Source organism: Streptomyces sp. NPDC104381, assembly GCF_055583745.1.
The window spans coordinates 252,924-279,391 of sequence record NZ_JBVJNK010000008.1 but is presented as its reverse complement, the minus strand read 5'-3'; the positions used below and the strand labels follow the sequence as shown (position 1 = coordinate 279,391).

Here is a 26,468-nt window from a genome sequence, read left to right as displayed (position 1 = left end):
GCTAGGCAGCCCAGCTGGCAGCAGCCTGTGTCCGACCTGTCGCCCAGGTGAGAGAACCGACCCACTACGCTCGTCGTGTGGAGCTCAAGAACATCCCGGACCCCGGTTTCTCCGACGACGACGGCACCGCCTCGCCCGAACTGACGGCGGCCCTCGCGGCGTGGTCCGAGGACCGGACGGCGGTCGGCCCGGTCCTCGCGGCGCTCACCGGCGCCCGGCTCCTCGTCCCGGTCGTCGCCGTGCTCGGCGAGGTCGAGGAGGGCAGCGCGGAGGGGAGCGAAGCTCCTGAGAAGGGTGGCGGCGGGCGACGGGGGAGCGGCCTGCGGCGGGAGAAGACCAGCGACATGGCCGTGCCCACGCTCCAGGCCGGCGACCGGCGGGCCCTGCCCGCCTTCACCTCCACCGCCTCGCTGGCCCGCTGGGACCCGCAGGCCCGCCCCGTCGCCGTACCCCTGCACCAGGCGCTCCAGGCCGCCGCGCACGAGAAGGCCGACACCGTGGTGCTCGACCTCGCCGGTCCCGTCGCCTTCGAGCTGACCGGCCCGGCGCTGCTGGCCCTGGCGGAGAACCGCACCAGCGCGGACCCGCTGGACGACCCCGCCGTCGTATCCGCCGTACGGGAAGCCGTCGCCGCCGAGCCCGCGGTGCTGCGGGCCCACCTCGGCCCGGGCCGGGCGGACGGCACCCTCGCCCTGGTCCTCGCCCCCGGCGCCGTGGTCGCCGACGCCGCCCGCCGGGTCGCCGACGCGCTGTCCGCCAGCGAGGTGCTCCGCGCCCGCCTGGTGCGCGGGATCGATCTGGCGCTGCTGCCGCCCGACGCCGAGGCCCCGGGCGAACCGCTGTTCAGCCGCTGACACGCAGGAGCCCGCCACCTGTCACAGGCGGCGGGCTCCCCAACGGTTGCGGGGTCTGCTAGCCGTAGACGGGACCGGTGTACTTCTCGCCCGGGCCATGGCCCGGCTCGTCCGGTACGAGCGAGGCCTCGCGGAAGGCCAGCTGGAGCGACTTCAGACCGTCGCGCAGCGGCGAGGCGTGGAACGTGCTGATCTCGGTGGCGCTCGCGTCGAGCAGCCCGGCCAGCGCCTGGACCAGCTTGCGTGCCTCGTCCAGGTCCTTGTGCTGCTCGCCCTCCTCGGTCAGACCGAGCTTCACGGCTGCCGCGCTCATCAGGTTGACGGCGACGGTGACGATCACCTCGACCGCGGGAACCTCCGCGATGTCGCGGGCCATGTCGTCGAAGCCGGGGTTCTCGGTGCTGGGAGTGGTGTCGCTCATGCCCCACACGATAAGGCCACGTCGGCGCCGCTCCTCCTGCGGGAGCCGCCCGGGACAGCGGTTCGCCGTAGCCCCGGGGAGCTGCTAACCTTGTGTAACGACCGGCCGGACACCTATGTGCTCGGCCCACAAGTGGAGGCTCCGATCTCCCACCTGACCGTCCTCACGGACGGCGGGTCACCGGTCAGGTGGTAGCCATCGTTCCGTACGGACGATGGAGCCGCCCGATTTGCGCCCCGCGGTAGCACGCGGCGGTGTTCCGGTAGTTCCTGGAGCCCCGCCTGTGTCCCGTCCGGGGCGTTTCTGATTTTCCCGGCTCGGTTGGTCTCAACAGAAGACGTTACGCGGCTGTCCGCCAGGCGGTCGCGTGGTGCTACCGAGGAGGATCCATCAGCGCCGAGCCCCGCATCAACGACCGGATTCGCGTTCCCGAGGTGCGACTTGTCGGTCCCAGCGGCGAGCAGGTCGGGATTGTTCCGCTTGCCAAGGCCCTGGAGCTCGCACAGGAGTACGACCTCGACCTGGTCGAGGTGGCGGCGACAGCCCGTCCCCCCGTGTGCAAGCTCATGGACTACGGGAAGTTCAAGTACGAGTCGGCCATGAAGGCCCGTGAGGCGCGCAAGAACCAGGCGCACACGGTCATCAAGGAAATGAAGCTCCGGCCGAAGATCGACCCGCACGACTACGACACCAAGAAGGGTCACGTCGTCCGGTTCCTCAAGCAGGGGGACAAGGTCAAGATCACGATCATGTTCCGCGGCCGTGAGCAGTCCCGCCCCGAGCTGGGCTTCCGACTGCTCCAGCGTCTCGCTTCGGACGTCGAGGACCTCGGCTTCATCGAGTCGAACCCGAAGCAGGACGGCCGGAACATGATCATGGTTCTGGGCCCGCACAAGAAGAAGACCGAAGCCATGGCCGAGGCCCGCGAGGCCCAGGCCGCCCGCAAGGCGGAGCGTCAGGGGCCGACCCCCGACGCCGAGTCCGAGGGTGACACCGCTGAGGCTCCGGCCGCAGCGGCCGAGGCTCCGGCCGAGACACCTTCCGAGGCGTGACCTCCGGGGGTCGCCACCCAGGCGCCCCCGGGTCCCTCGGAAACCACCCAAAGATCTGACGCCCCTGAAGTCCGGTGCCCGCACCGAGAGGGGCGCCACTGACGAGGAGATAACGGCGCGATGCCGAAGAACAAGACGCACAGCGGTGCCAGCAAGCGCTTCAAGATCACGGGCTCCGGCAAGGTGCTGCGCGAGAAGGCCGGCAAGCGCCACCTGCTCGAGCACAAGTCCTCGAAGAAGACCCGTTCGCTGACCGGCACGGTCGTCGTGGCTCCGGCCGACGCCAAGAAGGTCAAGAAGCTTCTCGGCAAGTGAGGCGCCGCCTCCGGTGAACCCGGGGGCACGACCTCGATCCGACCGGGACCAATTCGTTTCCGGGCCGGGTGAGTCCCACTGAGACCACCCGACCCCGCTGCAAGGAGTTAAAAGTGGCACGCGTCAAGCGGGCAGTAAACGCCCACAAGAAGCGCCGGGCGATCCTCGAGGCCGCCAGCGGTTACCGCGGTCAGCGTTCGCGCCTGTACCGCAAGGCCAAGGAGCAGGTCACCCACTCCCTGGTCTACAACTACAACGACCGCAAGAAGCGCAAGGGCGACTTCCGTCAGCTCTGGATCCAGCGCATCAACGCGGCTGCCCGCCAGAACGGCATGACGTACAACCGCCTCATCCAGGGTCTGAAGGCCGCCAACATCGAGGTGGACCGCAAGATCCTGGCCGAGCTCGCGGTCAACGACGCCAACGCGTTCGCCGCCCTCGTCGAGGTTGCCCAGAAGGCCCTCCCGAGCGACGTCAACGCCCCGAAGGCCGCCTGATCCAGGCAGTCCTTCCGACGTTCCAGCGTTCGAGCCGGACCCGCAGGCGTGTGCCGTCTGCGGGTCCGGTGCGTTGCAGCACGTGTCGCGTACGTAGTCAGCCGTACGCAGAGAAACGTACGCAGAGAAGCTGACTTACGCAGAGAGGCTCGCCGCCGACCATGGGCACCCCCGAACTGATCTCCGCGCGGTCGCCGCGAATCGCCGCCGCACGCCGGCTGGCCAGGCGGAACTTCCGCGGCAAGGAGCGCAGGTTCATCGCCGAGGGGCCGCAGGCCGTGCGGGAGGCCGCCGCGCACCGGGGCGGCGACGGCGCACCCACGCTGACCGAGCTCTTCGCCACCGTCGAGGCCGCCGACCGGTACGCCGACATCATCGGCGCCGCCCGCGCCGCCGGAGCCCGGGTGCACCTCGCGGACGCCGACGTGCTCGCCGACGTCTCGCAGACCGTCACCCCGCAGGGCCTCATCGGCGTCTGCCGGTTCCTGGACTCGCCCTTCGAGGAGATCCTCGCGGCGAAACCCACCCTGGTCGCCGTGCTCGCCCACGTACGCGATCCCGGGAACGCCGGCACCGTGCTGCGCTGCGCCGACGCCGCGGGCGCCGACGCCGTCGTGCTCACCGACGCCTCCGTGGACCTCTACAACCCCAAGTCGGTCCGCGCCTCCGTCGGCTCGCTCTTCCACCTGCCGGTGGCCGTCGGCGTACCCGTGGAGCAGGCCGTGCGGGGACTCCGTGACGCCGGGGTGCGCATCCTGGCGGCCGACGGCGCGGGCGAGGACGACCTCGACGACGAGCTCGACGCGGGCACCATGGGCGGGCCCACCGCCTGGGTCTTCGGCAACGAGGCCTGGGGCCTCCCCGAGGAGACCCGCGCCCTGGCCGACGCCGTGGTCCGGGTCCCGATCCACGGCAGGGCCGAGAGCCTCAACCTCGCCACCGCCGCGGCCGTGTGCCTCTACGCCTCCGCGCGTGCCCAGCGCCCGCGGCCGGCCCACTGACAACTCCGCACAGGCCCTAGTAGGGTGACGAACTCGGGGGCCCACTGCACCGGTTCGAGAGGTGGGTACGGGAAGATGGCTGTCGGCATGAGCAGGCCGCGAGCGGCGTACACGGCCGCCGTGCGCGCCCTCTCCGACGGAGCGGGCGCGCACCCGGCCCTCGGGGACCCGGTGACGGGCATCGGCCCGGACGACCTGCCCGACGGCCTCGTCGTCGCCGACGAGAACGGCAAGGTCATCTGCTTCAACGCGGCCGCCGCCCGGATCACCGCCACCCCCGCCCCCGACGCGCTCGGCCGCGCCCTGGACGAGGCGCTGCCCCTGGAGGACCTCAAGGGGCGGCGCTGGTGGGAGCTGACCGACCCGTACGGCGGGCTCGCCACCCGGGTCGGCCAGCCCGAGCGCAACCTGCTGCTCCCCGGCGGCCGCGAGGTCCTGGTCTCCGCCCGGTACGTACGCGAGAGCCCGACCGGCCCGGTCCGCCGGCTCGTCGTGTCACTGCGCGGCACCGAGGCCCGCCGGCGCACCGAGCTCAGCCACGCCGAGCTGATCGCCACCGTCGCCCACGAGCTGCGCTCCCCGCTGACCTCGGTCAAGGGCTTCACCGCCACGCTGCTGGCCAAGTGGGAGCGGTTCACGGACGACCAGAAGCGGCTGATGCTGGAGACCGTCGACGCCGACGCCAACCGCGTCACCCGGCTCATCGCCGAGCTGCTCGACATCTCCCGCATCGACTCCGGCCGGCTGGAGCTGCGCCGCCAGCCCGTGGACATCTCCGCCGCCGTCGAACGCCACGTCCAGGCCCTGGTCGCCGCGGGCCAGGCGCCCGACCGGTTCCTCGTACGGACCGGACAGCCGCTGCCCGGTCTCTGGGCGGACCCGGACAAGGTGGACCAGGTCCTGGGCAACCTCCTGGAAAACGCGGTGCGCCACGGCGAGGGAACCGTCACCATTGAGATCGCCCCTGCACCCGCACCGGGCAAGGACGACGAGAGCGGAACGGCAGTCACCGTGAGCGACGAGGGCCCCGGCATCCCCGAGGAGTCGATGGGCCGCGTCTTCACCCGCTTCTGGCGGGGGAGCAAGCGCGGCGGGACCGGCCTGGGCCTGTACATCGTCAAGGGCATCGTCGAGGCGCACGGCGGGACGATCACCGTCGCCCGGGGCCCCGGCGGCGGTGCCGAGTTCCGATTTATCCTGCCCGTGAGCGCGCCGGCCTACCTGGCCTGAGCCGCCCACGGGCTTCTTCGCCTCCCGGCGGCCCGTAGACTCGACTTTTGGCACCTTTGCGTCCTCAGTCGTCCAGCCAGGGTCGCCACCAGCCAATCGGAAGCACGGGAAGAGATGTCGGCACCGAACAAGTCGTACGACCCAGTCGAGGTCGAGGCACTGAAACCGGAAGAGATCGAGCGCATGCGGGACGAGGCGTTCGCCGCCTTCGCCGCCGCCGGCGACCTCGACGCGCTCGCCCAGGCGAAGACCGCGCACACCGGTGGTACCTCGCCCCTGTCGCTCGCCAACCGGGAGATCGGCGCCCTGCCCCCGCAGGCCAAGGCCGAGGCGGGCAAGCGCGTGGGCCAGGCCCGCGGCGCCGTCTCCAAGGCGCTGGCCGCCCGCCAGGCCGAGCTGGAGGCCGAGCGTGACGCCCGGGTGCTGGTCGAGGAGGCGGTGGACGTCACCCTGCCCTACGACCGCGTCCCGGCCGGCGCCCGCCACCCCCTGACGACCATCATGGAGCGCGTCGCCGACGTCTTCGTCGCCATGGGCTACGAGATCGCCGAGGGCCCCGAGGTCGAGGCGGAGTGGTTCAACTTCGACGCCCTGAACTTCGTGCCGGACCACCCGGCGCGGCAGATGCAGGACACCTTCTTCGTCCAGGGCGCCGACGGCGCGAAGAGCGACGAGTCCGGTGTCGTGCTGCGTACGCACACCTCGCCGGTCCAGGCGCGCTCGCTGCTCAGCCGCAAGCCCCCCGTCTACGTGGTCTGCCCCGGCCGGGTCTACCGCACCGACGAGCTCGACGCCACGCACACCCCGGTCTTCCACCAGATCGAGCTGCTCGCCGTCGACGAGGGTCTCACCATGGCCGACCTCAAGGGCACCCTGGACCACATGGTCCAGGCGCTCTTCGGCCCGGACATGAAGACCCGGCTGCGGCCGAACTTCTTCCCGTTCACCGAGCCGTCCGCCGAGATGGACATGGTCTGCTACGTCTGCCGCGGCGAGTCCGTCGGCAACCCGGACCGCCCCTGCCGCACCTGCGGCAGTGAGGGCTGGATCGAGCTCGGCGGCTGCGGCATGGTCAACCCCAAGGTGCTCGTCGCCTGCGGCGTCGACCCCGAGAAGTACAGCGGATTCGCCTTCGGATTCGGTATCGAGCGGATGCTGATGTTCCGCCACAACGTCGAGGACATGCGAGACATGGTCGAGGGCGACGTCCGGTTCACCCGGCCGTTCGGGATGGAGATCTGATGCGCGTCCCGCTTTCCTGGCTGCGGGAATACGTCGACCTGCCGGCGACGGAGACCGGCCGTGACGTACAGGCCAAGCTCGTCTCCGTCGGCCTGGAGGTCGAGACCGTCGAGCAGACCGGCGCCGGCCTCAAGGGCCCGCTGGTCGTCGGACAGGTCCTGACCATCGAGGAGCTGGAGGGCTTCAAGAAGCCCATCCGCTTCTGCACCGTCGACGTCGGCACCGCCAACGGCACCGGCGAACCGCAGGAGATCGTCTGCGGCGCCCGTAACTTCTCCGTCGGCGACAAGGTCGTCGTGGTCCTCCCGGGCGCCGTGCTGCCCGGCGACTTCGCGATCGCCGCCCGCAAGACGTACGGCAAGACCTCGCACGGCATGATCTGCTCGACCGACGAACTCGGCATGGGCGACGACGGCACGCACGGCATCATCGTGCTGCCGCCGGAGTACGAGCCGGGCACCGACGCGATCGAGCTCCTGGAGCTCGTCGACGAGGTCCTCGACATCGCCGTCACCCCCGACCGCGGCTACTGCCTGTCGATGCGCGGTGTCGCCCGCGAGACCGCCATCGCGTACGGGCTGCCGCTGCGCGACCCGGCGCTCCTGGACGTGCCCCCGCCCAACGCGCACGGCTATCCGGTGAAGGTGTCCGACCCGTTCGGATGCAGCAACTTCACCGCGCGTACGGTCACCGGGCTGCGGCCCGAGGCGCGCTCCCCGATCTGGATGCAGCGCAGGCTGCAGAAGGCCGGGATGCGCACCGTCTCGCTCGCCGTCGACATCACCAACTACGTGATGCTGGAGCTCGGCCAGCCGCTGCACGCCTACGACCGCTCCCGCGTCGCGGGGACGATCGGGGTGCGCCGCGCCCAGCAGGGCGAGAAGCTCACCACGCTCGACGGTGCCAAGCGCGTCCTGGACTCCCAGGACCTGGTCATCACCGACGACCGCGGGCCGATCGGTCTCGCGGGCGTGATGGGCGGCGCCGACACCGAGATCGCCGACCACGCCGAGGACGCCGGGACCACCGAGGTCGTCATCGAGGCCGCGCACTTCGACGCGATCGCCATCGCCCGGACCGCGCGCCGCCACAAGCTGAGCTCCGAGGCGTCCAAGCGCTTCGAGCGCGGCGTCGACCCGCAGGCCGCCGCCGCTGCCGCGCAGCGCACGGTGGACCTGCTGGTCCTCCTCGCGGGCGGCACCGCCGAGGCCGGCGTCACCGAGATCACCGCCCCGTCCGCGCCGCGCACCATCGCGATGCCCGCGAACCACCCCGACCGGGTGGCCGGTGTCGCGTACGGCCGCGAGACCGTCGTACGCCGCCTCCAGCAGGTCGGCTGCGACGTCTACGGGCAGGACGAGCTGATCGTCACCGTGCCGTCCTGGCGGCCCGACCTCGCCGAGCCGAACGACCTGGCCGAGGAGGTCATCCGGCTGGAGGGGTACGAGAACCTCCCCTCCACCCTGCCGACGCCGCCGTCCGGCCGTGGGCTCACCGACCGCCAGCGGCTGCACCGCCGCATCGGCCGGGCGCTGGCCGGCGCCGGTTACGTCGAGGCGCTCAGCTACCCGTTCATCGGTGACGCCGTCCTCGACCAGCTCGGCCTGGAGAAGGACGACGCCCGCCGCCGTACGGTCACCCTCGTCAACCCGCTCTCCGACGAGGAGCCCGCGCTGCGCACCACGCTGCTGCCGGGTCTGCTCGGCGCACTGCGGCGCAACGACGGCCGGGGCAGCCACGACCTGGCGCTCTTCGAGACCGGGCTGGTCTTCAGGCCCACCGGCGAGGAGACCAAGGCCGTACGGCTGCCCGTCGACCGCCGGCCCACCGACGAGGAGATCGCCGGGCTCGACGCGGCGCTCCCGCGTCAGCCGCGCCGTGCCGCCGTCGTCCTCGCGGGCGCCCGCGAGCAGACCGGCTGGTGGGGCAAGGGCCGCCCCGCCGACTGGGCGGACTCCGTCGAGGCGGCGCGCAGCATCGCCCGCGAGGCGGGCGTCGAGGTGACGGTCCGCGCCGACCGGCACGCACCGTGGCACCCCGGCCGCTGTGCCGCGCTGTACGTCACCGTGAACGGCGAGGAGACCCTCTTCGGGCACGCGGGCGAACTCCACCCGCGCGTCGTCAAGGAGCTCCACCTCCCCGAGCGGACCTGCGCCATGGAGGTCGAGATCGACGTCCTGGAGCGGGCCGTCGACGGCGCCCTCCAGGCGCCCCGGATCTCCACCTTCCCGGTGGCGACCCAGGACGTCGCGCTCGTCGTCGCCTCGGACGTGCCCTCCGAAGCGGTCGAGACGGCGCTCCGCGAAGGCGCCGGCGACCTGCTCGAATCGCTGCGGCTGTTCGACGTCTTCACCGGCGAGCAGATCGGTGAGGGCAACAAGTCCCTGGCGTACGCGCTGCGGTTCCGTGCCCCGGACCGCACGCTGACCGTGGAGGAGGCCTCCGCGGCCCGTGACTCCGCGGTCGCCCTGGCGGCCGGGCGCACCGGCGCGGTGCTGCGCGGCGCGTAGGGCCCACGGCAGTGAGAAGGGGCGTATCCGGCCACCGGATACGCCCCTTCTGTTCTCGCGGGACGGCCCGGGGACCACGACGCACCCGGCTGTCATCGGGGCAGTGGGACGTGCGGTCCGGCGCCGCCCGCCCTGCCACGGAGTGTCGGGCAGGCCGGCAGAACGAACGGCGCGGGGGCGGGTCGTCGAACTGTTACGAGGGGGAGCCGACGACCCGGCCGCCTCTTGCGAGGGACTCATTCAAGCGAGCGGCGCCGCGGCGCGGCAGAGCGCACAGCAGGATGGTTCGGGCATTCCGTTCACACCCCGTGTGAATCGTGCTCCACTTGGACCGTCCGGCACGTGGTGGGTGGCGTCGCGGGGCTGGGCACGCACATCTGCGGCGTTGTCGTCCATCTTCCCCAAGGTCTCGGCTTCGCTCGACCAGGGGAGGCCCCAATCGCTCCGCGTTGCCTCAATCCTCCGCCTTGCAGCTGCACGCACCCAGCCCCGCTCCTTCTTCCACCCACCATGTGCCGGACGGTCTAAGCTCATTGCGACGCGTACATGGGGGGGCAATGGAGCCCAACGTCCTGCTCGAATCCCTGATCGACGAGGCGGGTGTGTCCCGCGCCGGGCTCGCCGGCCATGTCAACCAGGCCGGCCGCGCCCGCGGGCTGTGCCTGCGCTACGAGCACACGGCGGTCGCCCGCTGGCTCAAGGGCCAGCGCCCGCGCGGACAGGTCCCCGACCTGATCTGCGAGGTCCTGGCGGGCCGGCTGGACCGGCCCGTCACGCTCGACGACATCGGCATGGGGATCCCCGGGATGCACACGGAGGCCCGGGGCGCCGGGTTGTCCGGCTTCGTCGAGCACGCCACGGCGCTGTGGCGCTCCGACGAACAGCAGCGACCGCACCTCGCCACCGCGCCCGCCGTCACGGGCACGACGGCCGTGATGCCGGTCTGGGAGTGGGAGAACCCGCCCGAGGACGCCGATGTCTCCCGCCCCGGGCCCTGCCGCGTGAGCATGGCGGACATAGCGATGCTCCGCGCGGCCCGCGCGCACTACGAGCAGATGTACCGGAAGGCCGGCGGCATCGCGACCAGGTCCCGCATCGTCGGCTTCCTCAACGCCGAGACCGCGCCGCTGCTGCGCGGCGGGTACAGCGACGCCACGGGCCGTCAGCTCCACCGCGCGACCGCCGGGCTGGTGGCCGTCGCCGGCATCTGCGCCTACGACTCCGACGCCCACGGCCTGGCCCAGCGCTACTTCCACCAGGCGCTGCGCCTGGCCAAGGCCAGCGGGGACCGGGGGCTCGGCGGCTATGTGATCGCGCTGCTGGTGAACCAGTCGCTGTACCTGGCCGAATTCCGCCGGTCCGTCGCCTTCGCCGAGGCGGCCCTGCGCGCGGCGGGCCCGCACATCACCCCGGCGCTGGCCAGCGACCTGCACGCGATGCAGGCCAAGGCGTACGCCCGGCTCGGCGACGACCGCAGCGCCCTGGAGTGCATCCGCCGCGCCGAGACCGAGTCGGCCCGCATCCGCAGCGGCGGCGAACCGGACGAGACGGGGTACGTCCAGCCGGGCCTCGTCAACGTCCAGGTGGCGGAGGCGCTGCTGTGCCTGGGCGACCTCGCGGGCGCCCGGGAGCACGCGGCGGCGGCCGTACGCTCCCCGGCGCACGATCGCGGGACCGTCCACCGGCTCGCCATGCTCACCCGTCTCGAACTGCTCCAGGGGGAGGCGGACCGGGCGGCCGTCACGGCCTCGGAGATGGCGGAACGCGCCCGGGGCATGGAGTCCCAGCGGCTCCGGGACCGGCTCCGCTCCGTACGGGGACAACTGGCCGCGAGCGGCAGCGCCGATGCCGCGGCTGCGGCCGGCCTCATCGAGGGGGCGCTGCGCGTGCCCCTGTGAGCCCCGTCCAGGGAGCCGTCACGCGTTCCCCTGCGGGGTGGACCCTGCTCCGATGTTGCCATCGACCAGTCGGAAGGTGGCAGAACTGTGCAGTGGACGAACCTGAACGAACAGACCGTGTATGAGAACCGCTGGTTCCGGGTCAACCTGGCGGATGTCGTTCTCCCGGACGGCCGGCATCTGGACCACTTCCTCATACGGCTCAGGGCCGTCGCCGCGGCGACCGTCGTCAACGAGGCCAACGAGGTCCTGCTCCTGTGGCGGCACCGCTTCATCACCGACAGCTGGGGCTGGGAACTCGCCGCGGGCGTGGTCGAGGACGGCGAGGACATCGCCGCGGCCGCAGCGAGGGAGATGGAGGAGGAGACCGGATGGCGCCCCGGCGAGCTGCACCCGCTGATGACCGTGGAACCGGCCAACGGCCTCGTCGACGCCCGGCACCATCTCTTCTGGACGCGGGAGGCCACGTACACCGGTCATCCGGCGGACGACTTCGAGTCCTCGCGCCGCGAGTGGGTCCCTCTCAAGCTCGTGCCGGACATGATCGCGCGCGGTGAGATACCGGCGGCCAACATGGCGGCAGGGCTGCTGATGCTCCATCACATGCGGCTGGGCTGACCGCGCGTACCGGTGCGGCGGGCGATCCGGCCACAAGGCCGGGCCGCCCGCCGCACCGGCGGAAGCGGTTCACTCGTACGGGTAGAACCCCGACCCCGTCTTGCGGCCGAGCCGGCCCGCGTCGACCATCCGCTGGAGCAGCGGGGGAGCGGCGTACAGCGGCTCCTTGTACTCGGCGTACATGGAGTCGGCGACCGAGGCCACGGTGTCCAGGCCGATCAGGTCGGCGAGCTTGAGCGGGCCCATCGGGTGGGCGCAGCCCATCTCCATGCCGTTGTCGATGTCCTCGCGGCTGGCGATGCCCGACTCGAACATCCGGATCGCCGAGAGCAGGTACGGGATCAGCAGGGCGTTGACGACGAAGCCCGAGCGGTCCTGGGCGCGGATGGCGTGCTTGTCCAGCACGTTCTGCACGACGGACTCGGCACGCTTGATGGTCTCGTCGGACGTCGTCAGCGCGGGGATCAGCTCGACGAGCCGCTGCACCGGGGCCGGGTTGAAGAAGTGGATGCCGATGACCTGGTCGGGGCGCGAGGTCGCGACGGCCAGCTTCACCAGCGGGATGGAGGAGGTGTTCGAGGCGAGGATCGCGTCCGGACGCGTCACCACCTGGTCGAGCACCTGGAAGATCTCCGTCTTGACCTGCTCGTTCTCCACGACGGCCTCGATCACGAGGTCGCGGTCGGCGAACTCGCCCAGATCCGTGGTGAAGCTCAGGCGGCCGAGCGTCTCGTCGCGCTCCTCCGGGGTGATCTTGCCGCGCTCGGCGGCCTTGGAGAGAGAGTTGTGGAGCCGGGTACGCCCTATTTCGAGGGCCTCGCCGGTGGTCTCGGCCACCATGACATCGAGGCCGCTGCGGGCACACACCTCCGCGATGCCTGCGCCCATCTGGCCACAGCCGACCACTCCGACGCGTGCAATGTCGGCCATAGAGTCCGTCACCTCGTGCCTTTCGCTGATCTTCGTGCGGCAGTCCCGTTTGATTCCGGTGCCCGCCTCGACCCCACGACGTTACTCCGCGATCCGGTTCCGGTGAGCTGCGGGTCGGGGAGCCCGGGGGCGGGCATGATCTGTGTCACGCACAGCACGGGTGTGACACACGCGAACCGATGAGCGAAAGGTGCACACATGCGTCGTATGGGCCGAAGGTCCCTGGTGTTGGGTGCGGCGAGCACGGTGGCCGCGCTGATGACGGCGGGGGACGCCGTCGCCGCGCGCGGACCCGCCTCCTCCCCGCACCGGCGCCGCCGCAGGGCGGAGACCGGCGAGCTGCGGGGGGTGTGGATCGCCACGGTCGCCAATCTGGACTGGCCCTCGGCGCCGGGTCTGAGCGCCGCGGCCCAGGAGGCGGAGCTGATCGCGCACCTGGACCGGGCGGTCGCCCTGCGGCTCAACGCCGTGGTGCTCCAGGTCCGGCCCAGCGCCGACGCCCTGTGGCCCTCCTCGTACGAGCCGTGGGCCGAGTGCCTCACCGGGGTCCAGGGCAAGGACCCCGGCTGGGACCCGCTGGGCACGGCCGTACGCGAGGCGCACGCCCGGGGGCTCGAACTGCACGCCTGGTTCAACCCCTACCGGGTCGCCAACCACACGGACCCCTCGCGTCTCGTCGCCTCCCACCCCGCCCGGCTGCACCCGGACTGGGTCCTTCCGTACGGCGGGAAGCTCTACTACAACCCGGGGCTGCCCGAGGTCAGGGAGTTCGTCCAGGACGCGATGCTCGACGCGGTGAGCCGCTACGCGATCGACGCGGTGCACTGGGACGACTACTTCTACCCCTATCCGGTGGCCGGCCAGGTCTTCGACGACGACGCGGCGTACGAGGAGTACGGCGAGGACTTCGCGACCAAGGCCGCCTGGCGGCGCGACAACACCGACCGGCTGGTGCGGGAGACGGCGGAACGCATCAAGGAGGTCAGGAGCGGCGTCCGCTTCGGGATCAGCCCCTTCGGGGTCTGGCGCAACGCCTCGACCGATCCGCTGGGTTCCGACACCGCGGCCGGTGTGCAGACGTACGACGACCTGCACGCCGACACCCGGAAGTGGGTGAAGGAGGGGTGGATCGACTACATCTGCCCGCAGCTCTACTGGAACATCGGCTTCGCCGCCGCCGACTACGCGAAACTGCTGCCCTGGTGGGCGGAGACGGTGCGCGGCACCGGCGTCGGCCTGTACATCGGTGAGGCGCTCTACAAGGCCGGCGACCCCGCCCAGCCCGCCGCCTGGCAGGACCCGGCCGAACTCTCACGCCATCTGGACCTGGCCGCCGGCCATCCGGAGGCGGGCGGGCACATCTTCTTCTCCGCGAAGCAGGTGAAGGCGGACCCCATCGGGGCCATGGCCCGGGTCGTCGCCGACCACTACCCGACGCGCGCCCGCACCCCGCGCTGACAAGGACGCGGGGCCCGGCGGCCGCTCGTGCTCCCGGGCCCCGCGCGCTCTACCGGTCCCGGTCCTCGGGGGCGGTGTGCTGGACGACGCTGTCCGGGCCCGGGGACCTGATCGATTCGTGCCCGTCCTCGAAGCGCAGACGGTACGGGGGGCTGCCCCCGTCGCCGAGCACCTCGATGATCTCTGCGACCCGGTCGTGCTGCCCGACGGTCCTGCCGTGCGTCACCAGCCGGTCGCCCGTGTGTGCCTCCATCGGGAGTGACCTCCTCACGGGTGGCGGTCCATGTCGACAAGTCTATGACTCGACAGGCGCCTCGGCCTTCGCTGTGCGCCCGCCGCGCCTTCCCGCGCGCTGGGTGACGGCGATGCACACCAGGACCGCCACCGCCGCCACCGGGGCGGCGGCGGACACCTCCTCGCCGAGGGCGAGGAACGACCAGACCAGGGTGAGCAGCGGCTGTGCCAGCTGGAGCTGACTGGCGCGCGGGACCCCGATCTCGGCCATGCCCCGGTACCAGACGTACAGGCCCAGGAAGGTGGACCCGGCGGCCACCCAGACCAGCCCGACGACGCCGTGCGCCGTGAGGTGCACCGGTTCGAAGGGCAGTGCCACCGCCGCGCCGGCCACGGCGAGCGGCAGGGCGAGGACCAGCGCCCAGCCGATCACCTGCCAGCCCGGCATCACCCCGGCCAGCCTGCCGCCCTCGGTGTATCCCGCCGCGCAGACCAGCAGCGCCCCGAAGAGGTACAGATCGCCGCCGGACAGCTTCCCGCCGCTCTGCTGGACCGTGAAGACGATCACCACGGCCGCCCCGGCCAGCGCCGCGAGCCAGAAGGCGCGCGGCGGCCGGGAGCCCGTGCGCAGTGCGGAGAAGAGCGCGGTCGTCAGCGGCAGCAGCCCCACCACGACCGCCGCGTGCGAACTGGTGGAGGTCTGGAGGGCCAGCGAGGTCAGCAGGGGGAAACCCACCACCACACCGCCCGCGACGACCGCGAGACCGGCCCAGTGGCGCCGCTCGGGCACCGGGACCCGCCCCACGAGCAGCGCGCACCCCGCGATCAGCGCCGCGAGCACGCTGCGGAGGGCGACCAGCGACCAGGGGCCGAAGCTCTCCAGGCCCCAGACCGTCGAGGGGAAGGTCAGCGAGAAGGCGAGGACGCCGAGTCCCGCGAGCACGACGCCTCCGCCGGGGCCGCGGCAGGCCGTCGGCCGGGTGGCATCAACCGCTATCGTGCGTGGTGCGGTAGTGCTATTCTGTGCTGTCATGCATGAGCGTAGCAGCGTCGCTGAACTGGTCACTTCCCTGAAGGGTGAGCTCGACCGCTACTCACCCGGTGGGAAGCTGCCGTCCAGTCGTGCACTCGTCGAGCGGTTCAAGGTCAGCCCGGTGACCGTCTCCCGGGCCGTCGCGCAGCTCGCCGCCGAAGGCCTGGTCGTCACCCGCCCCGGCGCGGGCGCCTTCCGGGCCGGGACCCGCGCCCCCGCACCGGCCCCGGGTGACACCTCCTGGCAGGAGGTCGCGCTCAGCGGAGGCGGTGGGCCCGAGGTCGTGCCGCGTACCGTCGACGCCTCGGGCGTCCTCGTCACGCTCGCCGAACCCCCGTCCGGCGTCATCGAGTTCAACGGCGGCTACCTCCACCCCGGCCTCCAGCCCGAGCGGGCCCTGGCCGCCGCGCTCGCCCGGGCCGGCCGCCGCCCCGGCGCATGGGGCCGGCCGCCCGTCGACGGGCTGCCCGAGCTGCGCTCCTGGTTCGCCCGGGAGATCGGCCCCGCCCTCACCGGGTCCGACGTCCTGATCACGGCCGGCGGGCAGAACGCCCTGTCCACCGCGCTGCGGGCGCTGGCCCCGCCCGGCGCCCCCGTCCTCGTCGAGTCCCCCACCTACCCGGGCATGCTGGCCGCCGCCCGCGCCACCGGGCTGCGGCCCGTGCCCGTGCCCGTGGACGCCGACGGGGTCCGCCCCGACCTGCTGGAAGCCGCCTTCCGTGACACCGGGGCCAAGGTCTTCGTCTGCCAGCCGCTCTTCCAGAACCCGACGGGCGTGACCCTCGCCCCCGAGCGGCGCGCACGCGTCGTGCGGGCCGCCCGGCAGGCGGGCGCCTTCGTCGTCGAGGACGACTTCGCCCGCCGTCTCGCCCACGACGACGCGGGCCCGCTCCCGGAACCGCTGGCCGCCGACGACCCCGACGGTGTGGTGATCCATGTGCGCTCCCTCACCAAGATCACCTCCTCCAGCCTCCGCGTGGGAGCCCTGGCCGCCCGCGGTCCCGTACGGGAACGGCTGCGCGCCATCCAGGTCGTCGACAGCTTCTTCGTGCCGCGCCCGCTCCAGGAGGCCGCACTCGAACTCGTCGGCTCCCCGGCCTGGGGGCGTCATCTGCGTACCGTGGCCGCCGAACTCGGCAGCCGCCGCACCGCCATGGCGGCCGCCGTGCGCGGCAGGCTGCCCGAACTGACCCTGACGCACGTGCCGTCGGGCGGCGGCACCCTCTGGCTCCGGCTCCCCGGCCCGGGGGACGGCGAGTCCGCCCTGGTCACCGCCGCGCTGCGGGCCGGCGTCGCCGTCGCCCCGGGCCGCCCCTACCACTGCGCCGAACCCCCCGCCGGACACATCCGGTTGAGCTTCGCGGCCGTCTCGGGCCCCGCCGAGACCGCCGAGGGCATCCGCCGGCTCCGCACCGCCCTCGACGGACTGCGGGCCCCGGGCGATAGCCTCCCCGGATGAGTGATGACAGAGGTGCGGGACAGCGCCACGAGATCTCCGACGACCCCTCACGGCTCGACGCGGCCCGCGTCCACCGCTGGCTGTCGACGGACGCCTACTGGGCCCTCGGGCGCACCAGGGAGCAGCAGGACCGCGCGATCGCGGGCTCGCTCAACTTCGGTGCCTACGACGTCGATTCGGGCGAGCAGACCGCGTACGCACGGGTGATCACCGACCATGCCTCCTTCGCGTGGATCTGCGATGTGTACGTCGACCCCGCGGCCCGCGGCCACGGCCTCGGCACCCGGCTGGTCACCACCGTCCGGGACCGGCTGGCCCCGCTCGGGGTGCGCAGGTTCCTGCTCGCCACCAAGGACGCCCACGGGGTGTACGCGAAGCTCGGGTTCGCACCGCTCGCCGAACCGGAGATGTGGATGTCCCTCCAGACGGGCTGAGGTGCGGGCGGACGCATATGGCCGGGTGTCCTCTTGACCGGCGCGGCGCCCGGCCCCACGATCGCGCCCATGAGTGTCCGGGTGTCCCTCGTCGCCGCAGCACGAAGTTCCGCCCTCCTCGCCGAGCGTTTCGACGACGACCGGCCGCTCGACCACGCCGGCTGGCGCGAGGTCCAGCTCGTCGCCCACATCCTGGTGCCGCTGGGTGTCGCCGAACTGCGCTACTGCTCGCCCACCCCGCGCAGCCGCGCCACCGGCGACGCCCTCGGCTTCGCGCCCCTCGTCCAGCCGGCGCTCCGCGACTGCGACATGGGCCGCTGGAGGGGCATGACCCTCGCCGAGGTGGCCGCCCGCGAGCCGGCCGGCGTCGACGCCTGGCTCGCCGATCCGCGTGCCGCCCCGCACGGCGGCGAATCCCTGCTCGCCTTCATATCCAGGGTGGGGAGCTGGCTCGACACCCGTCCGGTCCGCGAGGGCGCGCTCGTCGCCGTCGCCGAACCCGCCGTCGTCCGCGCGGCCCTGGTGTACGCGCTGAAGGCCCCGCCGTCGACGTACTGGAACGTCGACGTCCGCCCGCTCTCCACCGTGACGATCACCGGACTGCCCGGCCGCTGGAGCCTCAGCCTCGAATCGGTCCGGCACTGAGCCGGACGACGGGTTCACCCGGTCGCGGGAACGGCGCGTACGACGTCTTCCCGCCGGTCCGACCAGTCGGTACGGTGCGTGGACCGAGACGAGGAGAGAAGCCCGTGCCGCAGATCCAAGGCCACTGTGACGACCGGTTCGCCGCGGTGCGCGACGCGTTCGCCGCGAACTTCGCCGAGCGTGACGAGCTGGGCGCGGCGGTCACCGTCCTGCTCGACGGCCGTCCGGTGGTGGACCTCTGGGGCGGCTGGGCCGACGGGGAGCGGACCCGCCCCTGGGAGCGCGACACCGTGGTCAACGTCTGGTCCACGACGAAGGGCCCCACCGCGCTCTGCGCCCATGTCCTCGCCGACCGGGGCCTCCTGGACCTGGACGCCCCGGTGACCGCGTACTGGCCCGAGTTCGGAGCCGCGGGCAAGGAGTCCGTGCGCGTACGCCATCTGCTCTCGCACCGCTCCGGGGTCGCGGGCCTGCGCGATCCGCACACCCTGGCCGAGCTCTACGACTGGGAGCTGACGACGGCCCGCCTCGCGGCCACCGAGCCGTGGTGGGAGCCCGGCACCCGCTCCGGCTACCACGCCATCTCGTACGGCTTCCTCGTCGGCGAGGTCGTCCGCCGGGTCAGCGGCCTGCTGCCCGGGGAGTTCCTGCGCAAGGAGATCACCGGACCGCTCTCCATCGACTTCCACGTGGGGCTGCCGGAGCAGGACGCGGGCCGGGTCGCCGAACTGGTCCAGCCGAAGTCCGTCGCCCGCGAACAGGCCGCGCTCTTCGCCACGATGGAGCCGGTCGCCATCGCCTCGCTGCTCAACCCCGGCACGGGCATCGCCGCCGCCAACACCTCCGAGTGGCGCGCCGCCGAGATCCCCGCCGCCAACGGCCACGGCACCGCCCGCGGGGTCGCCGCGCTCTACGGCATCCTCGCCGGACGCGGCAGCCTCGACGGCCGGCGGATCCTCTCCGAGGCGGCGGCCGAGCGGGTCCGCGAGGGCCAGGGCGGTTGCCGGGACCTGGTGCTGGGAGCGGGCTTCGCCCACGAGACGGAGCTGGGGCTCGGGCTCTGGCTGAGCGGCCCGAACGGGTCGTACGGCCCCAACCCCCGCGCCGTCGGACACGACGGGGCGGGCGGCTCCTGCGGCCTCGCCGACCCCGAGGCGGGTGTCGCGCTCGGCTACGTCATGAACCGCATGGGCCCGCACATCGCCGACGACCCGCGCAAGATGGCCCTGGTCGACGCCGTGTACGCCGCCCTGTGAGCGGTGCCGTGGCCGCCGGCCGCCGTCAGTGACCCGCCGGCCGCACCAGTCCCGACTCGTACGCGAACACCGCGGCCTGGGTCCGGTCGCGCAGCCCCAGCTTCACCAGGATCCGGCTCACATGGGTCTTCACCGTCTGCTCCGCCACCACCAGGCGCACCGCTATCTCCGCGTTCGACAGGCCCTGCGCGATGAGGGACAGCACCTCCGTCTCGCGTTCCGTGAGATCCCCGACGCGCTCCCTGGTGGGGGCGCGCGGCGCCGTGCTCACCCGGGAGAACTCGGCGATCAGGCGCTTGGTGATGTTCGGGGCGAGCAGCGCGTCGCCGGCCGCCACCACCCGTACGGCATGGGCGAGTTCGGCGGCGGAGGCGTCCTTCAGCAGAAAGCCGGAGGCGCCCGAGCGCAGCGCCTCGTAGACGTACTCGTCGAGGTCGAAGGTGGTCAGCACGAGGACCCGGGCGGTGGCGCCGGGAGCCCCGGTGAGCCGCCGGGTGGCGTCGATGCCGCCGAGGCGCGGCATCCGTATGTCCATCAGGACGACGTCCGGGGCCAGTTCGGCCGCCTTCTCCAGCGCGTCCGCGCCGTCCACCGCCTGACCGACGACCTCGATGCCGGGCTCGGCGTTCAACAGCACCGTGAAGCCCTGACGGACCATCATCTGGTCGTCGGCGATCAGCACGCGGATGGTCATGCGGGGCCCTCCAGGGGGAGCGTCGCCAGTACTTCGTAACCCCCGCCGGGGGTACGGCCGTGGGTGAGGTCGCCGCCCAGCATGGCGGTGCGTTCGCGCATGCCGAGCAGCCCGTGCCCGACTCCGCCGGCGCGTGCGGCGGGCGCGTCCGGGGCGGTGTTGGTGACCCGGACGGTGACGGCCGCGGAGTGGTAGCCGACCTCGACCCGGGCGCGCGCCCCTGGGGCGTGCCGCATCACGTTGCTGAGCGCCTCCTGCACGATGCGGTACGCCGACAGCTCCACCCCCGGCGGCAGCGGCCTGGGGGTGCCCGTCGTCTCCGCGGCGACGCCGACGCCCGTGCGCCGCACCGTGCCGATCAGCTCGCCCAGGCTGTCCAGGGAGGGCTGGGGGGCGTGCCGTACGCCGTCCGCCACGGCGTCCTCCGAGCGCAGCACACCGAGCACCCGGCGCAGCTCGGCGAGCGCCTCCACGGCGTTCTCCCGTATGCCGGCGAGGTTCTCCCGGAGCTCCTCCGAGGGATTCTCGACCAGGTGCGGGGCGACCTGCGCCTGGATGGAGATCACCGACATGTGATGCGCGACCACGTCGTGCAGCTCACGCGCGATCCGGTTGCGCTCCTCCAGGAGGGTGCGCCGGGACCGCTCCTCCTCGGTGAGTCCCGACTGCACGACGAGCTGGCTGCGGGCCACCCTGAGCGCGCGCAGCGCCGCCCCGATCCCCACGGCCGTGATGACGACCGGCGCCCCGACGCCCAGGGAGTAGTGGTGGGCCTGGGTGGTGAAGGCGCTGCTCACCAGCCCGGCCAGCAGACTCAGCGCGAGCGCCAGGACCGCGCGGCGCGGATGCACCCGCAGCGCCAGCAGGAACAGCGCGCCGCCCTGCAACGCCATCTCGGGGCCGGTCCAGGGGAACAGCTCGCCGGGCGTCATCGCGGGCTCCGCGATCCGCACGCTGACGACCATCAGGCCCAGCGAGGCCCACCACGCGTACAGGGGCCGCCACATGCCGGCGAGGAGGGCCAGCGCCTGGCACACGACCAGGAGCACCACGTACTCGGGCACGGCGGCCCCCCGGGGCACCAGGTCGGGCACGTGCCAGACGGCGACGAGCGTCACCCCGAGCAGCAGCAGCATCCCGAACGCGGGCCGCCAGACCGGCGATCCGGGCGCGCCCATGGGCGGCACGGGATCGACGGGAGCGGTCCACAGGTCCTCGCGCAGCATCCGCGGCAGCCCGCGCAGCGCCGTCCGCCACCTCGTCCCGACCCCCGTCATGGCGCTCAGCTTAGGCATGGTGCGCCTCCTCGGTCAGGGCGGGGGAGCCGGTCCGTACGACCGTCGAACGGCCGCCGCCCCGCCGCTCGTACGGACCGAACGCGGCCCGGCACACCAGCAGCACCAGGGCGAACACGGGCAGCCAGGCCGGCCGGGCGCACACCCAGCCGGGGCCGTCGGGGACCGTGTGCAGGCCGGGCAGCGGGCCGTACAGGAACAGGGCGCTCGCGGTGACCACGATCATCGCGGTCTGGTGCCACAGGAACACGGTCATCGCGGAGAGGTTCAGCAGGGCCACCACCGCCCACACGGCGGGCCGCGCGAGGGCCCGCCGGAGGCGTCCGAGCAGCAGCAGGGCCCCACCGCACTGCGCGAGGCCGAAGGTGACGACGGCCAGGGTGGGCGGGTCGAGGTTGGAGAGCGTGGAGCCCGGCACCCCGACCATGGAGGCGGGGTAACCGGCGAACAGCACCAGTCCCGCCGTGACCACCGCGCCTCCCACCAGCAGCACCCAGCCCGTCCGCCGGTCGTTCAGCCCGCCCCGCGCCCAGGCCGCCCCCAGGCAGTAGGGGACCAGCCAGCCCGCCGCCACGTTGAGCAGGCCCAGCGCGGCGGGGCCGTCGAGCCCCAGCCGGAACAGGTCGACGTACAGGACGACGGTGAGCGGCCACAGCGGGTGGAGCCGGGCCACCAGCGGGGTCGCCGCGGTCAGCGCCGCGAACACCAGCAGGAACCACTGGGGCGACCACACCAGCTTGCCCAGCGCGCGTACCGTCGCCAGGTCCACGCCCGAGGCCAGCATCACGCCCGCCGCGACGGCCCATACGGCGGTCACGACCGCGACCGGCCGGAACAGGCGGAGCATCCGGACCCGCAGCCAGTGCCCGTAGGACTCGCCCCTGGCCCGGGCCGACGCGTACCCCCTGGCGCCCACCTGGCCGCCCACCAGGAAGAAGACGGCGAGGGTCTGGAACACCCAGGAGACCGGGGCGAGCCGGGGCATGAAGTGGAGCGGACTCGCACCGTGCACCGTGCCGCTGTCGGCGACCAGCGCGGTCACCAGCCAGTGGCCGCACACCACGCCCAGGATGGCGAAGGCGCGCAGCGCGTCGACCGCGCGGTCACGGTCCCGGGGTGTCGCCGTGTCGATCCGCCGCACCAGGGCGCGCACACCGCCGCGCCGCACGAGGTCACGCACGGCCGCCACCGGCCGTCCCCGCGACGATCGCGGCGAGGCCGCGCAGCGCGACCGAACCGGGCTCCAGATAGCCGCTGTGCCCGGCGTCGCCCGCGTCGAAGACCTCGGCGCCGAACTCCGGGGCCACCGGGTCCGTCCCGAAGCCGACCGTGCCGAACGGCAGCGGCACGGCGATGTGCGGGACCCGCGCGATCCAGTCCTCCCCGCCCAGGCCCGCCCGCACCGTGGCCCGGGTGTGCAGGTCGGCGGCGCTGCCGGCACCGGTGCCGGGACTTCCGTACAGCACGAGGTCCGCGACCTCGAGGCCGGACGCGGCCCGGGCGCAGACCACCGAGCCGTAGGAGTGGCACAGGAGGGAGACCCGGGGCGAGGGCGCCGCCGCGCTCAGCTCCCGTACGAAGGCCCGCAGGGCGGGAGCCGCCTCGCCGGCCCGGCCCGGGGTCATGGCCGCGGGGCTGAGCATGGCGGGCGTCCGGTAGCCGAGCCAGGCGACGACGGCGGACCCGCTGCCCAGCTCGTCCAGCAGCGCCCCGGCGCCCCGCCGTAAGCGCCCGTAATGATCGAGGTCGACGCCCGCTCCCGGCACCAGTACGGCGATGCGCCGCGCACCGGACAGATCGCCGAGGACCTCCACGCTCCGCCCGCCGTCGCGCCCGTCGAACATCAGGAAGGTCCTACCCGGGCGGGCCATGGCCGAGAGCGCGTCGGCCCGGCGCCGGTCGCCGTGGCGGGCCGCCATGTCCCGCGCCGCCCGGATCTCCGCCCGCCCCGCCGCGTACCTGGCCTCCAGCGCCGACGGCTCGACCGAGTCCAGCGGGGCGAGCGCGGCCGGGGCGGGGGCCGGGACGGCCGCGGGGCGGGCCGCTCCCGACACCGGCAGCGCCACGGACGCGGTGACGAACGCGGTGAGCAGGGCGCGCCGCGCGCGACCGCTCCGGGGCCTGGGCGCCATGGGAAGTCCTTCCGTACCGGGTCTGGTCGAATCCGGTACCGAAGGTAGGGAGCGGGCCGCGTGGTCGGCGTCCCGCTCAGGAGCGCACCTGGCGCGTAGCTCCGAGGTATGACGGGTAGGGGGCGGCCCGCCCGCTCACGGCCTGCGGCGGGGCTTTCCGCGCTTCGCGCCGCCCTTGGGGTTCTTGCCGCCGGAGCCGGAGCCGCCCCGGGAGGTCTTGCCCGCCGCCGGCTTGCGCGGGGTGCCACCGCTGCTCTTCTTCGCGGCGCGCGCGGCCTTGGGCTGCGGGGGTGTCGGGGGACGCCCCCGGGTGCTGTTGACCGTCCGGCCCCGGACGATCCCGATGAACTCCTCCACCAGGTCGGTCGTCCGCTCCTCCGGCCAGGACAGGGCGATCCGGGACTCCGGGGCACCGCTCAGCGGCCGGTAGGTGAGGTCCTTGCGGTGGTACAGCCGGGCCAGCGACTGCGGGACGACGAGCAGCCCCACCCCCGCCGCCACCAGCTCCACCGCGTCCTCCGTCGTGGCGGGCCGCTCCAGCGCGGGCCGGCCCGGCGGGTGCTCCCAGTCGAGGGTGTCGTCGAGGGGGTGCAGCACGGTCTCCTCGGCCAGATCCCCGGCCGACATCTCCTCGACGGCCGTCGCCGCGTGGTCCTTGGGGATCACGACCACGGTCGTCTCGGTGTAGAGGGGGATCGCGCTGAGATCCGTACGGTCGACGGGCAGCCGCACGAAACCGGCGTCGGCGCCGCTGTCGCGCAGCAGGCCGGCGGCCTCGGCGGCGGGCACGCCGACGAGGGTCAGCGGGGTACCGGGCAGTCGCTCGTTCCAGATCCGCACCCACTTGGTCGGGGTCACGCCCGGGACGTAGGCGAGCCGGAACGCGGGGGGTTCTTCCGAGCCTGTCACCCCGCCAGGTTACCGGCCGTGGTCGGAGGGGGCGCACATGCTCGATACCCTGGACACCATGACGTCGCACCAGACCACCCAGACGATGAAGCCCGCCACCGCGGCGAAGAAGCTGGGTGTGTACCTCGAAGCCACCCCCGCCGAGTTCCAGGAGGGCGTCGTCTCGCGCGCCGAGCTGAACGCCCTGCAGACCGACCCGCCGGAGTGGCTGAAGGAGCTGCGCAGCAACGGCCCGCACCCCCGGCCGGTGGTCGCCTCGAAGCTGGGCGTCTCCATCGCCGGTCTCGCGCGCGGCGGGGTCACGGAGCCCCTCACCACCGAGCAGATCGACGCCCTGAAGCAGGAGAGCCCCGAGTGGCTCCGGAAGGAGCGCGCCACCCAGGCGGAGGTCCGTAAGGAAGCGGCGCGCATCAAGGAGCGCGACGCGGCCCGTGCCGCCCGGGCCGACCGCGACTGACCCGCCCGCCTCCGCGCCCGGCCGGCCGGGCGTCGAGCCGGGCCGGCGGGACTTCCGGAAGGCCTCAGGCGCCGGTGTAGAACTCGATGGTCGCCACCGTCGTGGCGGTCACCGTCTCCGGGTCCGCGCCCGAGGCGGCGAACGCACGGCCCCACTCCTCGCCCGACCGTGCCACGAAGGCCTTCGCCTCGGGCGAGGTCTGCCACTCCACGGCGTCCTCCGGGCTGATCCCCTCGCCTGCCAGGTGCCATCCGAGCCCCAGCAGCGCCAGGTCCCAGCCGACCCCGACCGCGCCCGGTCCGTACTGGCTCCGGAACTCCTCGGGGACCACGGACACGTGCTCCAGCTCGAACACCGTCCGGTCACCGCCCTCCGGCGCCGGTGCGAGGCGCACCTCCACCTCGCTGAGGCCGGGGTCGGGGCCGAACAGCCAGGACACCCGCAGCCGCTCCCCGGGCAGGCACTCCAGGATCTCGCCGCCGGCGTTGCCCTCCAGCTGGTAGCGGCCGCCCACGCGGAACTCACCGGTCACCGGAAGGAACCACCGGGCGATCCGCTCCGGCGAGGTCACCGCGTCCCAGACCTCGGCGGGGCCGGCGTCGAAGGTGCGCCGCAACACCACCGTGCCCGCCTCCTCCGACCCCACCCGGCGCGTGCCGACCTCCCTGTGCACACGGCTGATCTCGTCGACGATCTCTCCCATGGACGCTCACTTCCCTTCCTGTGCGGCCGGCGGCGCTGTAACGATGTTCTGCCGTATCCAAGGTCACCGCGCGCGGAACGCCCCGTGCAGCTTTGCATAAAACTGCATAGATGCGTATAGTCATGCCATCGATGAGGAGGAATTCCGATGGTGGTACGTGCGGCAGTGGCAGGGGCGAGCGGATACGCCGGCGGGGAACTGCTCCGTCTGCTCCTCACCCACCCACAGGTCGAGATCGGGGCCCTCACCGCCCATTCCAACGCGGGGGAGCGGCTCGGCGCGCTGCAGCCGCACCTGAGGCCGCTCGCGGACCGCGTGCTCCGGCCGACCACGGCGGAGGTGCTCACCGGGCACGACGTCGTCTTCCTTGCCCTGCCGCACGGGCAGTCCGCCGCCGTCGCCGAACAGCTCGGTGACGAGGTGCTCGTGGTGGACATGGGCGCCGACTTCCGGCTGGGGAACGCCGCCGACTGGGAGAAGTTCTACGGATCGCCGCACGCCGGTACCTGGCCCTACGGTCTGCCTGAGCTGCCCGGGGCCCGCGCGGCGCTCGAAGGAACCAAGCGCATCGCCGTACCGGGCTGCTACCCGACGGCCGTCTCCCTCGCACTCTTCCCGGCGTACGCGGCCGGCCTCGCCGAACCCGAGGCCGTCGTCGTCGCCGCGTCCGGCACCTCCGGCGCGGGCAAGGCGGCCAAGCCGCACCTGCTCGGCTCCGAGGTCATGGGCAACATGTCGCCGTACGGCGTCGGCGGGGTCCACCGGCACACCCCCGAGATGATCCAGAACCTGGCCGCCGCGGCCGGTGAGCCCGTCTCCGTCTCCTTCACGCCGACCCTCGCGCCGATGCCCCGCGGCATCCTCGCCACGTGCAGCGCGAAGGCGAAGCCCGGGGTGAGCGCCGAGTCGCTCCGCGCGGTGTACGAGAAGGCCTTCGCCGACGAGCCGTTCGTCGACCTGCTGCCCGAGGGCCAGTGGCCCGCGACCGCGGCCGTGTACGGATCCAACGCCGTGCAGATCCAGGTCGCGTACGACGAGGCGGCCGGCCGGCTCATCGTGATCAGCGCCATCGACAACCTCGCCAAGGGCACCGCCGGAGGCGCCCTGCAGAGCATGAACATCGCCCTCGGACTCCCCGAGGATCTGGGTCTTTCCACGATCGGAGTCGCACCGTGAGCGACGCACGCGCAG

General features: G+C 73.1%; 27 protein-coding genes. 17 read left to right on the top strand and 10 right to left on the bottom strand.

Annotation, left to right across the window (positions count from 1 at the left end):
• Window positions 1-77 precede the first annotated feature (77 nt).
• Entirely contained in the window at window positions 78-854 is a 777-nt protein-coding gene (locus tag ACZ607_RS27965; RefSeq protein WP_469738957.1) for an SseB family protein, read from the top strand.
• Window positions 855-912: 58 nt separating this feature from the next.
• Here the strand turns inward: ACZ607_RS27965 and ACZ607_RS27960 are convergent, their stop codons facing one another.
• The gene (locus tag ACZ607_RS27960) at window positions 913-1,275 is read right to left on the bottom strand and encodes a DUF1844 domain-containing protein (RefSeq protein WP_469738955.1); all 363 of its coding nucleotides are present in this window, start codon (window positions 1,273-1,275) and stop codon (window positions 913-915) included.
• A 389-nt stretch (window positions 1,276-1,664) separates the two neighbouring features.
• Between ACZ607_RS27960 and infC the strand changes: the two genes are divergently transcribed.
• From infC to ACZ607_RS27915, 9 genes are all read left to right on the top strand, one after another.
• Complete coding sequence (gene infC, locus ACZ607_RS27955; protein ID WP_469739364.1) at window positions 1,665-2,327, top strand: translation initiation factor IF-3; 663 nt, start codon at window positions 1,665-1,667, stop codon at window positions 2,325-2,327.
• A 120-nt stretch (window positions 2,328-2,447) separates the two neighbouring features.
• Entirely contained in the window at window positions 2,448-2,642 is a 195-nt protein-coding gene (gene rpmI / locus ACZ607_RS27950) for a 50S ribosomal protein L35 (RefSeq protein ID WP_099176763.1), read from the top strand.
• Window positions 2,643-2,755: 113 nt separating this feature from the next.
• Complete coding sequence (gene rplT, locus ACZ607_RS27945) at window positions 2,756-3,139, top strand: 50S ribosomal protein L20 (RefSeq protein WP_003970214.1); 384 nt, start codon at window positions 2,756-2,758, stop codon at window positions 3,137-3,139.
• Between the two features lie 161 nt (window positions 3,140-3,300).
• Window positions 3,301-4,140 carry a TrmH family RNA methyltransferase gene (locus tag ACZ607_RS27940; protein WP_469738952.1) on the top strand — a complete coding sequence of 280 codons (840 nt, stop codon included), beginning with the start codon at window positions 3,301-3,303 and terminating at the stop codon, window positions 4,138-4,140.
• Between the two features lie 75 nt (window positions 4,141-4,215).
• Window positions 4,216-5,370 carry a sensor histidine kinase gene (locus tag ACZ607_RS27935; RefSeq protein ID WP_469738950.1) on the top strand — a complete coding sequence of 385 codons (1,155 nt, stop codon included), beginning with the start codon at window positions 4,216-4,218 and terminating at the stop codon, window positions 5,368-5,370.
• A 114-nt stretch (window positions 5,371-5,484) separates the two neighbouring features.
• Window positions 5,485-6,612 carry a phenylalanine--tRNA ligase subunit alpha gene (pheS, locus tag ACZ607_RS27930; protein ID WP_124279656.1) on the top strand — a complete coding sequence of 376 codons (1,128 nt, stop codon included), beginning with the start codon at window positions 5,485-5,487 and terminating at the stop codon, window positions 6,610-6,612.
• Window positions 6,612-9,122: a phenylalanine--tRNA ligase subunit beta gene (gene pheT / locus ACZ607_RS27925; protein ID WP_469738948.1), complete on the top strand. Its 2,511-nt coding sequence runs from the start codon at window positions 6,612-6,614 to the stop codon at window positions 9,120-9,122. Before pheS ends, pheT begins: the two co-directional genes overlap by 1 nt.
• A gap of 557 nt (window positions 9,123-9,679) precedes the next feature.
• A complete protein-coding gene (locus ACZ607_RS27920; protein ID WP_469738946.1) occupies window positions 9,680-11,020 on the top strand; it encodes a transcriptional regulator in 1,341 nt (446 codons plus the stop codon).
• 87 nt (window positions 11,021-11,107) lie between these two features.
• A complete protein-coding gene (locus ACZ607_RS27915; protein WP_469738944.1) occupies window positions 11,108-11,638 on the top strand; it encodes an NUDIX hydrolase in 531 nt (176 codons plus the stop codon).
• A gap of 69 nt (window positions 11,639-11,707) precedes the next feature.
• Here ACZ607_RS27915 and ACZ607_RS27910 read toward each other — a convergent pair whose 3' ends face one another.
• A complete protein-coding gene (locus ACZ607_RS27910) occupies window positions 11,708-12,568 on the bottom strand; it encodes a 3-hydroxybutyryl-CoA dehydrogenase (RefSeq protein WP_469738942.1) in 861 nt (286 codons plus the stop codon).
• A gap of 198 nt (window positions 12,569-12,766) precedes the next feature.
• Here ACZ607_RS27910 and ACZ607_RS27905 point away from each other — a divergent pair, with 198 nt between their 5' ends.
• On the top strand, window positions 12,767-14,026 hold the full coding sequence (locus tag ACZ607_RS27905) for a glycoside hydrolase family 10-like protein (RefSeq protein ID WP_469738940.1): 1,260 nt from the start codon (window positions 12,767-12,769) through the stop codon (window positions 14,024-14,026).
• 49 nt (window positions 14,027-14,075) lie between these two features.
• Here ACZ607_RS27905 and ACZ607_RS27900 read toward each other — a convergent pair whose 3' ends face one another.
• Together ACZ607_RS27900 and ACZ607_RS27895 are read right to left on the bottom strand one after the other, a co-directional pair.
• On the bottom strand, window positions 14,076-14,279 hold the full coding sequence (locus tag ACZ607_RS27900) for a DUF1918 domain-containing protein (RefSeq protein WP_469738938.1): 204 nt from the start codon (window positions 14,277-14,279) through the stop codon (window positions 14,076-14,078).
• A 42-nt stretch (window positions 14,280-14,321) separates the two neighbouring features.
• Window positions 14,322-15,293 carry a DMT family transporter gene (locus ACZ607_RS27895; RefSeq protein WP_469738936.1) on the bottom strand — a complete coding sequence of 324 codons (972 nt, stop codon included), beginning with the start codon at window positions 15,291-15,293 and terminating at the stop codon, window positions 14,322-14,324.
• Here ACZ607_RS27895 and ACZ607_RS27890 point away from each other — a divergent pair.
• The 4 genes from ACZ607_RS27890 (at window position 15,292) to ACZ607_RS27875 (ending at window position 19,087) form a co-directional block, all read left to right on the top strand.
• Window positions 15,292-16,752: an aminotransferase-like domain-containing protein gene (locus ACZ607_RS27890; protein WP_469738934.1), complete on the top strand. Its 1,461-nt coding sequence runs from the start codon at window positions 15,292-15,294 to the stop codon at window positions 16,750-16,752. The genes ACZ607_RS27895 and ACZ607_RS27890 overlap by 2 nt on opposite strands.
• A complete protein-coding gene (locus tag ACZ607_RS27885; protein ID WP_469738932.1) occupies window positions 16,749-17,186 on the top strand; it encodes a GNAT family N-acetyltransferase in 438 nt (145 codons plus the stop codon). Before ACZ607_RS27890 ends, ACZ607_RS27885 begins: the two co-directional genes overlap by 4 nt.
• A 69-nt stretch (window positions 17,187-17,255) precedes the next feature.
• The gene (locus ACZ607_RS27880; RefSeq protein WP_469738930.1) at window positions 17,256-17,831 is read left to right on the top strand and encodes a histidine phosphatase family protein; all 576 of its coding nucleotides are present in this window, start codon (window positions 17,256-17,258) and stop codon (window positions 17,829-17,831) included.
• A gap of 104 nt (window positions 17,832-17,935) precedes the next feature.
• A complete protein-coding gene (locus tag ACZ607_RS27875) occupies window positions 17,936-19,087 on the top strand; it encodes a serine hydrolase domain-containing protein (protein ID WP_469738928.1) in 1,152 nt (383 codons plus the stop codon).
• 25 nt (window positions 19,088-19,112) lie between these two features.
• Here the strand turns inward: ACZ607_RS27875 and ACZ607_RS27870 are convergent, their stop codons facing one another.
• The 5 genes from ACZ607_RS27870 to ACZ607_RS27850 form a co-directional block, all read right to left on the bottom strand.
• Window positions 19,113-19,781, bottom strand: a complete 669-nt coding sequence (locus ACZ607_RS27870; RefSeq protein ID WP_469738926.1) for a response regulator — start codon at window positions 19,779-19,781, stop codon at window positions 19,113-19,115.
• Entirely contained in the window at window positions 19,778-21,076 is a 1,299-nt protein-coding gene (locus ACZ607_RS27865; protein ID WP_469738924.1) for a sensor histidine kinase, read from the bottom strand. The genes ACZ607_RS27870 and ACZ607_RS27865 overlap by 4 nt, the downstream gene beginning before the upstream one ends.
• Window positions 21,069-22,256 carry an acyltransferase family protein gene (locus ACZ607_RS27860; RefSeq protein ID WP_469738922.1) on the bottom strand — a complete coding sequence of 396 codons (1,188 nt, stop codon included), beginning with the start codon at window positions 22,254-22,256 and terminating at the stop codon, window positions 21,069-21,071. Before ACZ607_RS27860 ends, ACZ607_RS27865 begins: the two co-directional genes overlap by 8 nt.
• Complete coding sequence (locus ACZ607_RS27855; RefSeq protein WP_469738920.1) at window positions 22,249-23,208, bottom strand: alpha/beta hydrolase; 960 nt, start codon at window positions 23,206-23,208, stop codon at window positions 22,249-22,251. Before ACZ607_RS27855 ends, ACZ607_RS27860 begins: the two co-directional genes overlap by 8 nt.
• 135 nt (window positions 23,209-23,343) lie before the next feature.
• Window positions 23,344-24,117 (bottom strand): LysR family substrate-binding domain-containing protein, encoded by a 774-nt coding sequence (locus ACZ607_RS27850; protein WP_469738918.1) that lies wholly within the window; start codon window positions 24,115-24,117, stop codon window positions 23,344-23,346.
• Between the two features lie 58 nt (window positions 24,118-24,175).
• Between ACZ607_RS27850 and ACZ607_RS27845 the strand changes: the two genes are divergently transcribed.
• Complete coding sequence (locus tag ACZ607_RS27845) at window positions 24,176-24,574, top strand: DUF5997 family protein (protein ID WP_469738916.1); 399 nt, start codon at window positions 24,176-24,178, stop codon at window positions 24,572-24,574.
• 64 nt (window positions 24,575-24,638) lie between these two features.
• Here ACZ607_RS27845 and ACZ607_RS27840 read toward each other — a convergent pair whose 3' ends face one another.
• Window positions 24,639-25,277: an SRPBCC family protein gene (locus ACZ607_RS27840; protein WP_469738914.1), complete on the bottom strand. Its 639-nt coding sequence runs from the start codon at window positions 25,275-25,277 to the stop codon at window positions 24,639-24,641.
• A 147-nt stretch (window positions 25,278-25,424) separates the two neighbouring features.
• Between ACZ607_RS27840 and argC the strand changes: the two genes are divergently transcribed.
• Window positions 25,425-26,453, top strand: coding sequence for an N-acetyl-gamma-glutamyl-phosphate reductase (gene argC, locus ACZ607_RS27835; protein ID WP_469738913.1), 1,029 nt, complete (start codon window positions 25,425-25,427; stop codon window positions 26,451-26,453).
• Window positions 26,454-26,468 lie beyond the last annotated feature (15 nt).

What these genes read in the sequence shown, in the direction of transcription:
- ACZ607_RS27880 (WP_469738930.1), top strand. Translation starts at nt 17,256, where the DNA reads ATGAGTGTCCGGGTGTCCCTCGTCGCCGCAGCACGAAGTTCCGCCCTC.
- ACZ607_RS27855 (WP_469738920.1), bottom strand. Translation starts at nt 23,208, where the DNA reads ATGGCGCCCAGGCCCCGGAGCGGTCGCGCGCGGCGCGCCCTGCTCACC.
- ACZ607_RS27870 (WP_469738926.1), bottom strand. Translation starts at nt 19,781, where the DNA reads ATGACCATCCGCGTGCTGATCGCCGACGACCAGATGATGGTCCGTCAG.
- pheT (WP_469738948.1), top strand. Translation starts at nt 6,612, where the DNA reads ATGCGCGTCCCGCTTTCCTGGCTGCGGGAATACGTCGACCTGCCGGCG.
- rpmI (WP_099176763.1), top strand. Translation starts at nt 2,448, where the DNA reads ATGCCGAAGAACAAGACGCACAGCGGTGCCAGCAAGCGCTTCAAGATC.
- ACZ607_RS27935 (WP_469738950.1), top strand. Translation starts at nt 4,216, where the DNA reads ATGGCTGTCGGCATGAGCAGGCCGCGAGCGGCGTACACGGCCGCCGTG.
- argC (WP_469738913.1), top strand. Translation starts at nt 25,425, where the DNA reads ATGGTGGTACGTGCGGCAGTGGCAGGGGCGAGCGGATACGCCGGCGGG.
- ACZ607_RS27885 (WP_469738932.1), top strand. Translation starts at nt 16,749, where the DNA reads ATGAGTGATGACAGAGGTGCGGGACAGCGCCACGAGATCTCCGACGAC.
- ACZ607_RS27865 (WP_469738924.1), bottom strand. Translation starts at nt 21,076, where the DNA reads ATGCCTAAGCTGAGCGCCATGACGGGGGTCGGGACGAGGTGGCGGACG.
- ACZ607_RS27905 (WP_469738940.1), top strand. Translation starts at nt 12,767, where the DNA reads ATGCGTCGTATGGGCCGAAGGTCCCTGGTGTTGGGTGCGGCGAGCACG.
- ACZ607_RS27900 (WP_469738938.1), bottom strand. Translation starts at nt 14,279, where the DNA reads ATGGAGGCACACACGGGCGACCGGCTGGTGACGCACGGCAGGACCGTC.
- ACZ607_RS27940 (WP_469738952.1), top strand. Translation starts at nt 3,301, where the DNA reads ATGGGCACCCCCGAACTGATCTCCGCGCGGTCGCCGCGAATCGCCGCC.
- ACZ607_RS27960 (WP_469738955.1), bottom strand. Translation starts at nt 1,275, where the DNA reads ATGAGCGACACCACTCCCAGCACCGAGAACCCCGGCTTCGACGACATG.
- ACZ607_RS27890 (WP_469738934.1), top strand. Translation starts at nt 15,292, where the DNA reads ATGCATGAGCGTAGCAGCGTCGCTGAACTGGTCACTTCCCTGAAGGGT.
- ACZ607_RS27910 (WP_469738942.1), bottom strand. Translation starts at nt 12,568, where the DNA reads ATGGCCGACATTGCACGCGTCGGAGTGGTCGGCTGTGGCCAGATGGGC.
- ACZ607_RS27845 (WP_469738916.1), top strand. Translation starts at nt 24,176, where the DNA reads ATGACGTCGCACCAGACCACCCAGACGATGAAGCCCGCCACCGCGGCG.
- ACZ607_RS27920 (WP_469738946.1), top strand. Translation starts at nt 9,680, where the DNA reads ATGGAGCCCAACGTCCTGCTCGAATCCCTGATCGACGAGGCGGGTGTG.
- ACZ607_RS27895 (WP_469738936.1), bottom strand. Translation starts at nt 15,293, where the DNA reads ATGACAGCACAGAATAGCACTACCGCACCACGCACGATAGCGGTTGAT.
- ACZ607_RS27840 (WP_469738914.1), bottom strand. Translation starts at nt 25,277, where the DNA reads ATGGGAGAGATCGTCGACGAGATCAGCCGTGTGCACAGGGAGGTCGGC.
- pheS (WP_124279656.1), top strand. Translation starts at nt 5,485, where the DNA reads ATGTCGGCACCGAACAAGTCGTACGACCCAGTCGAGGTCGAGGCACTG.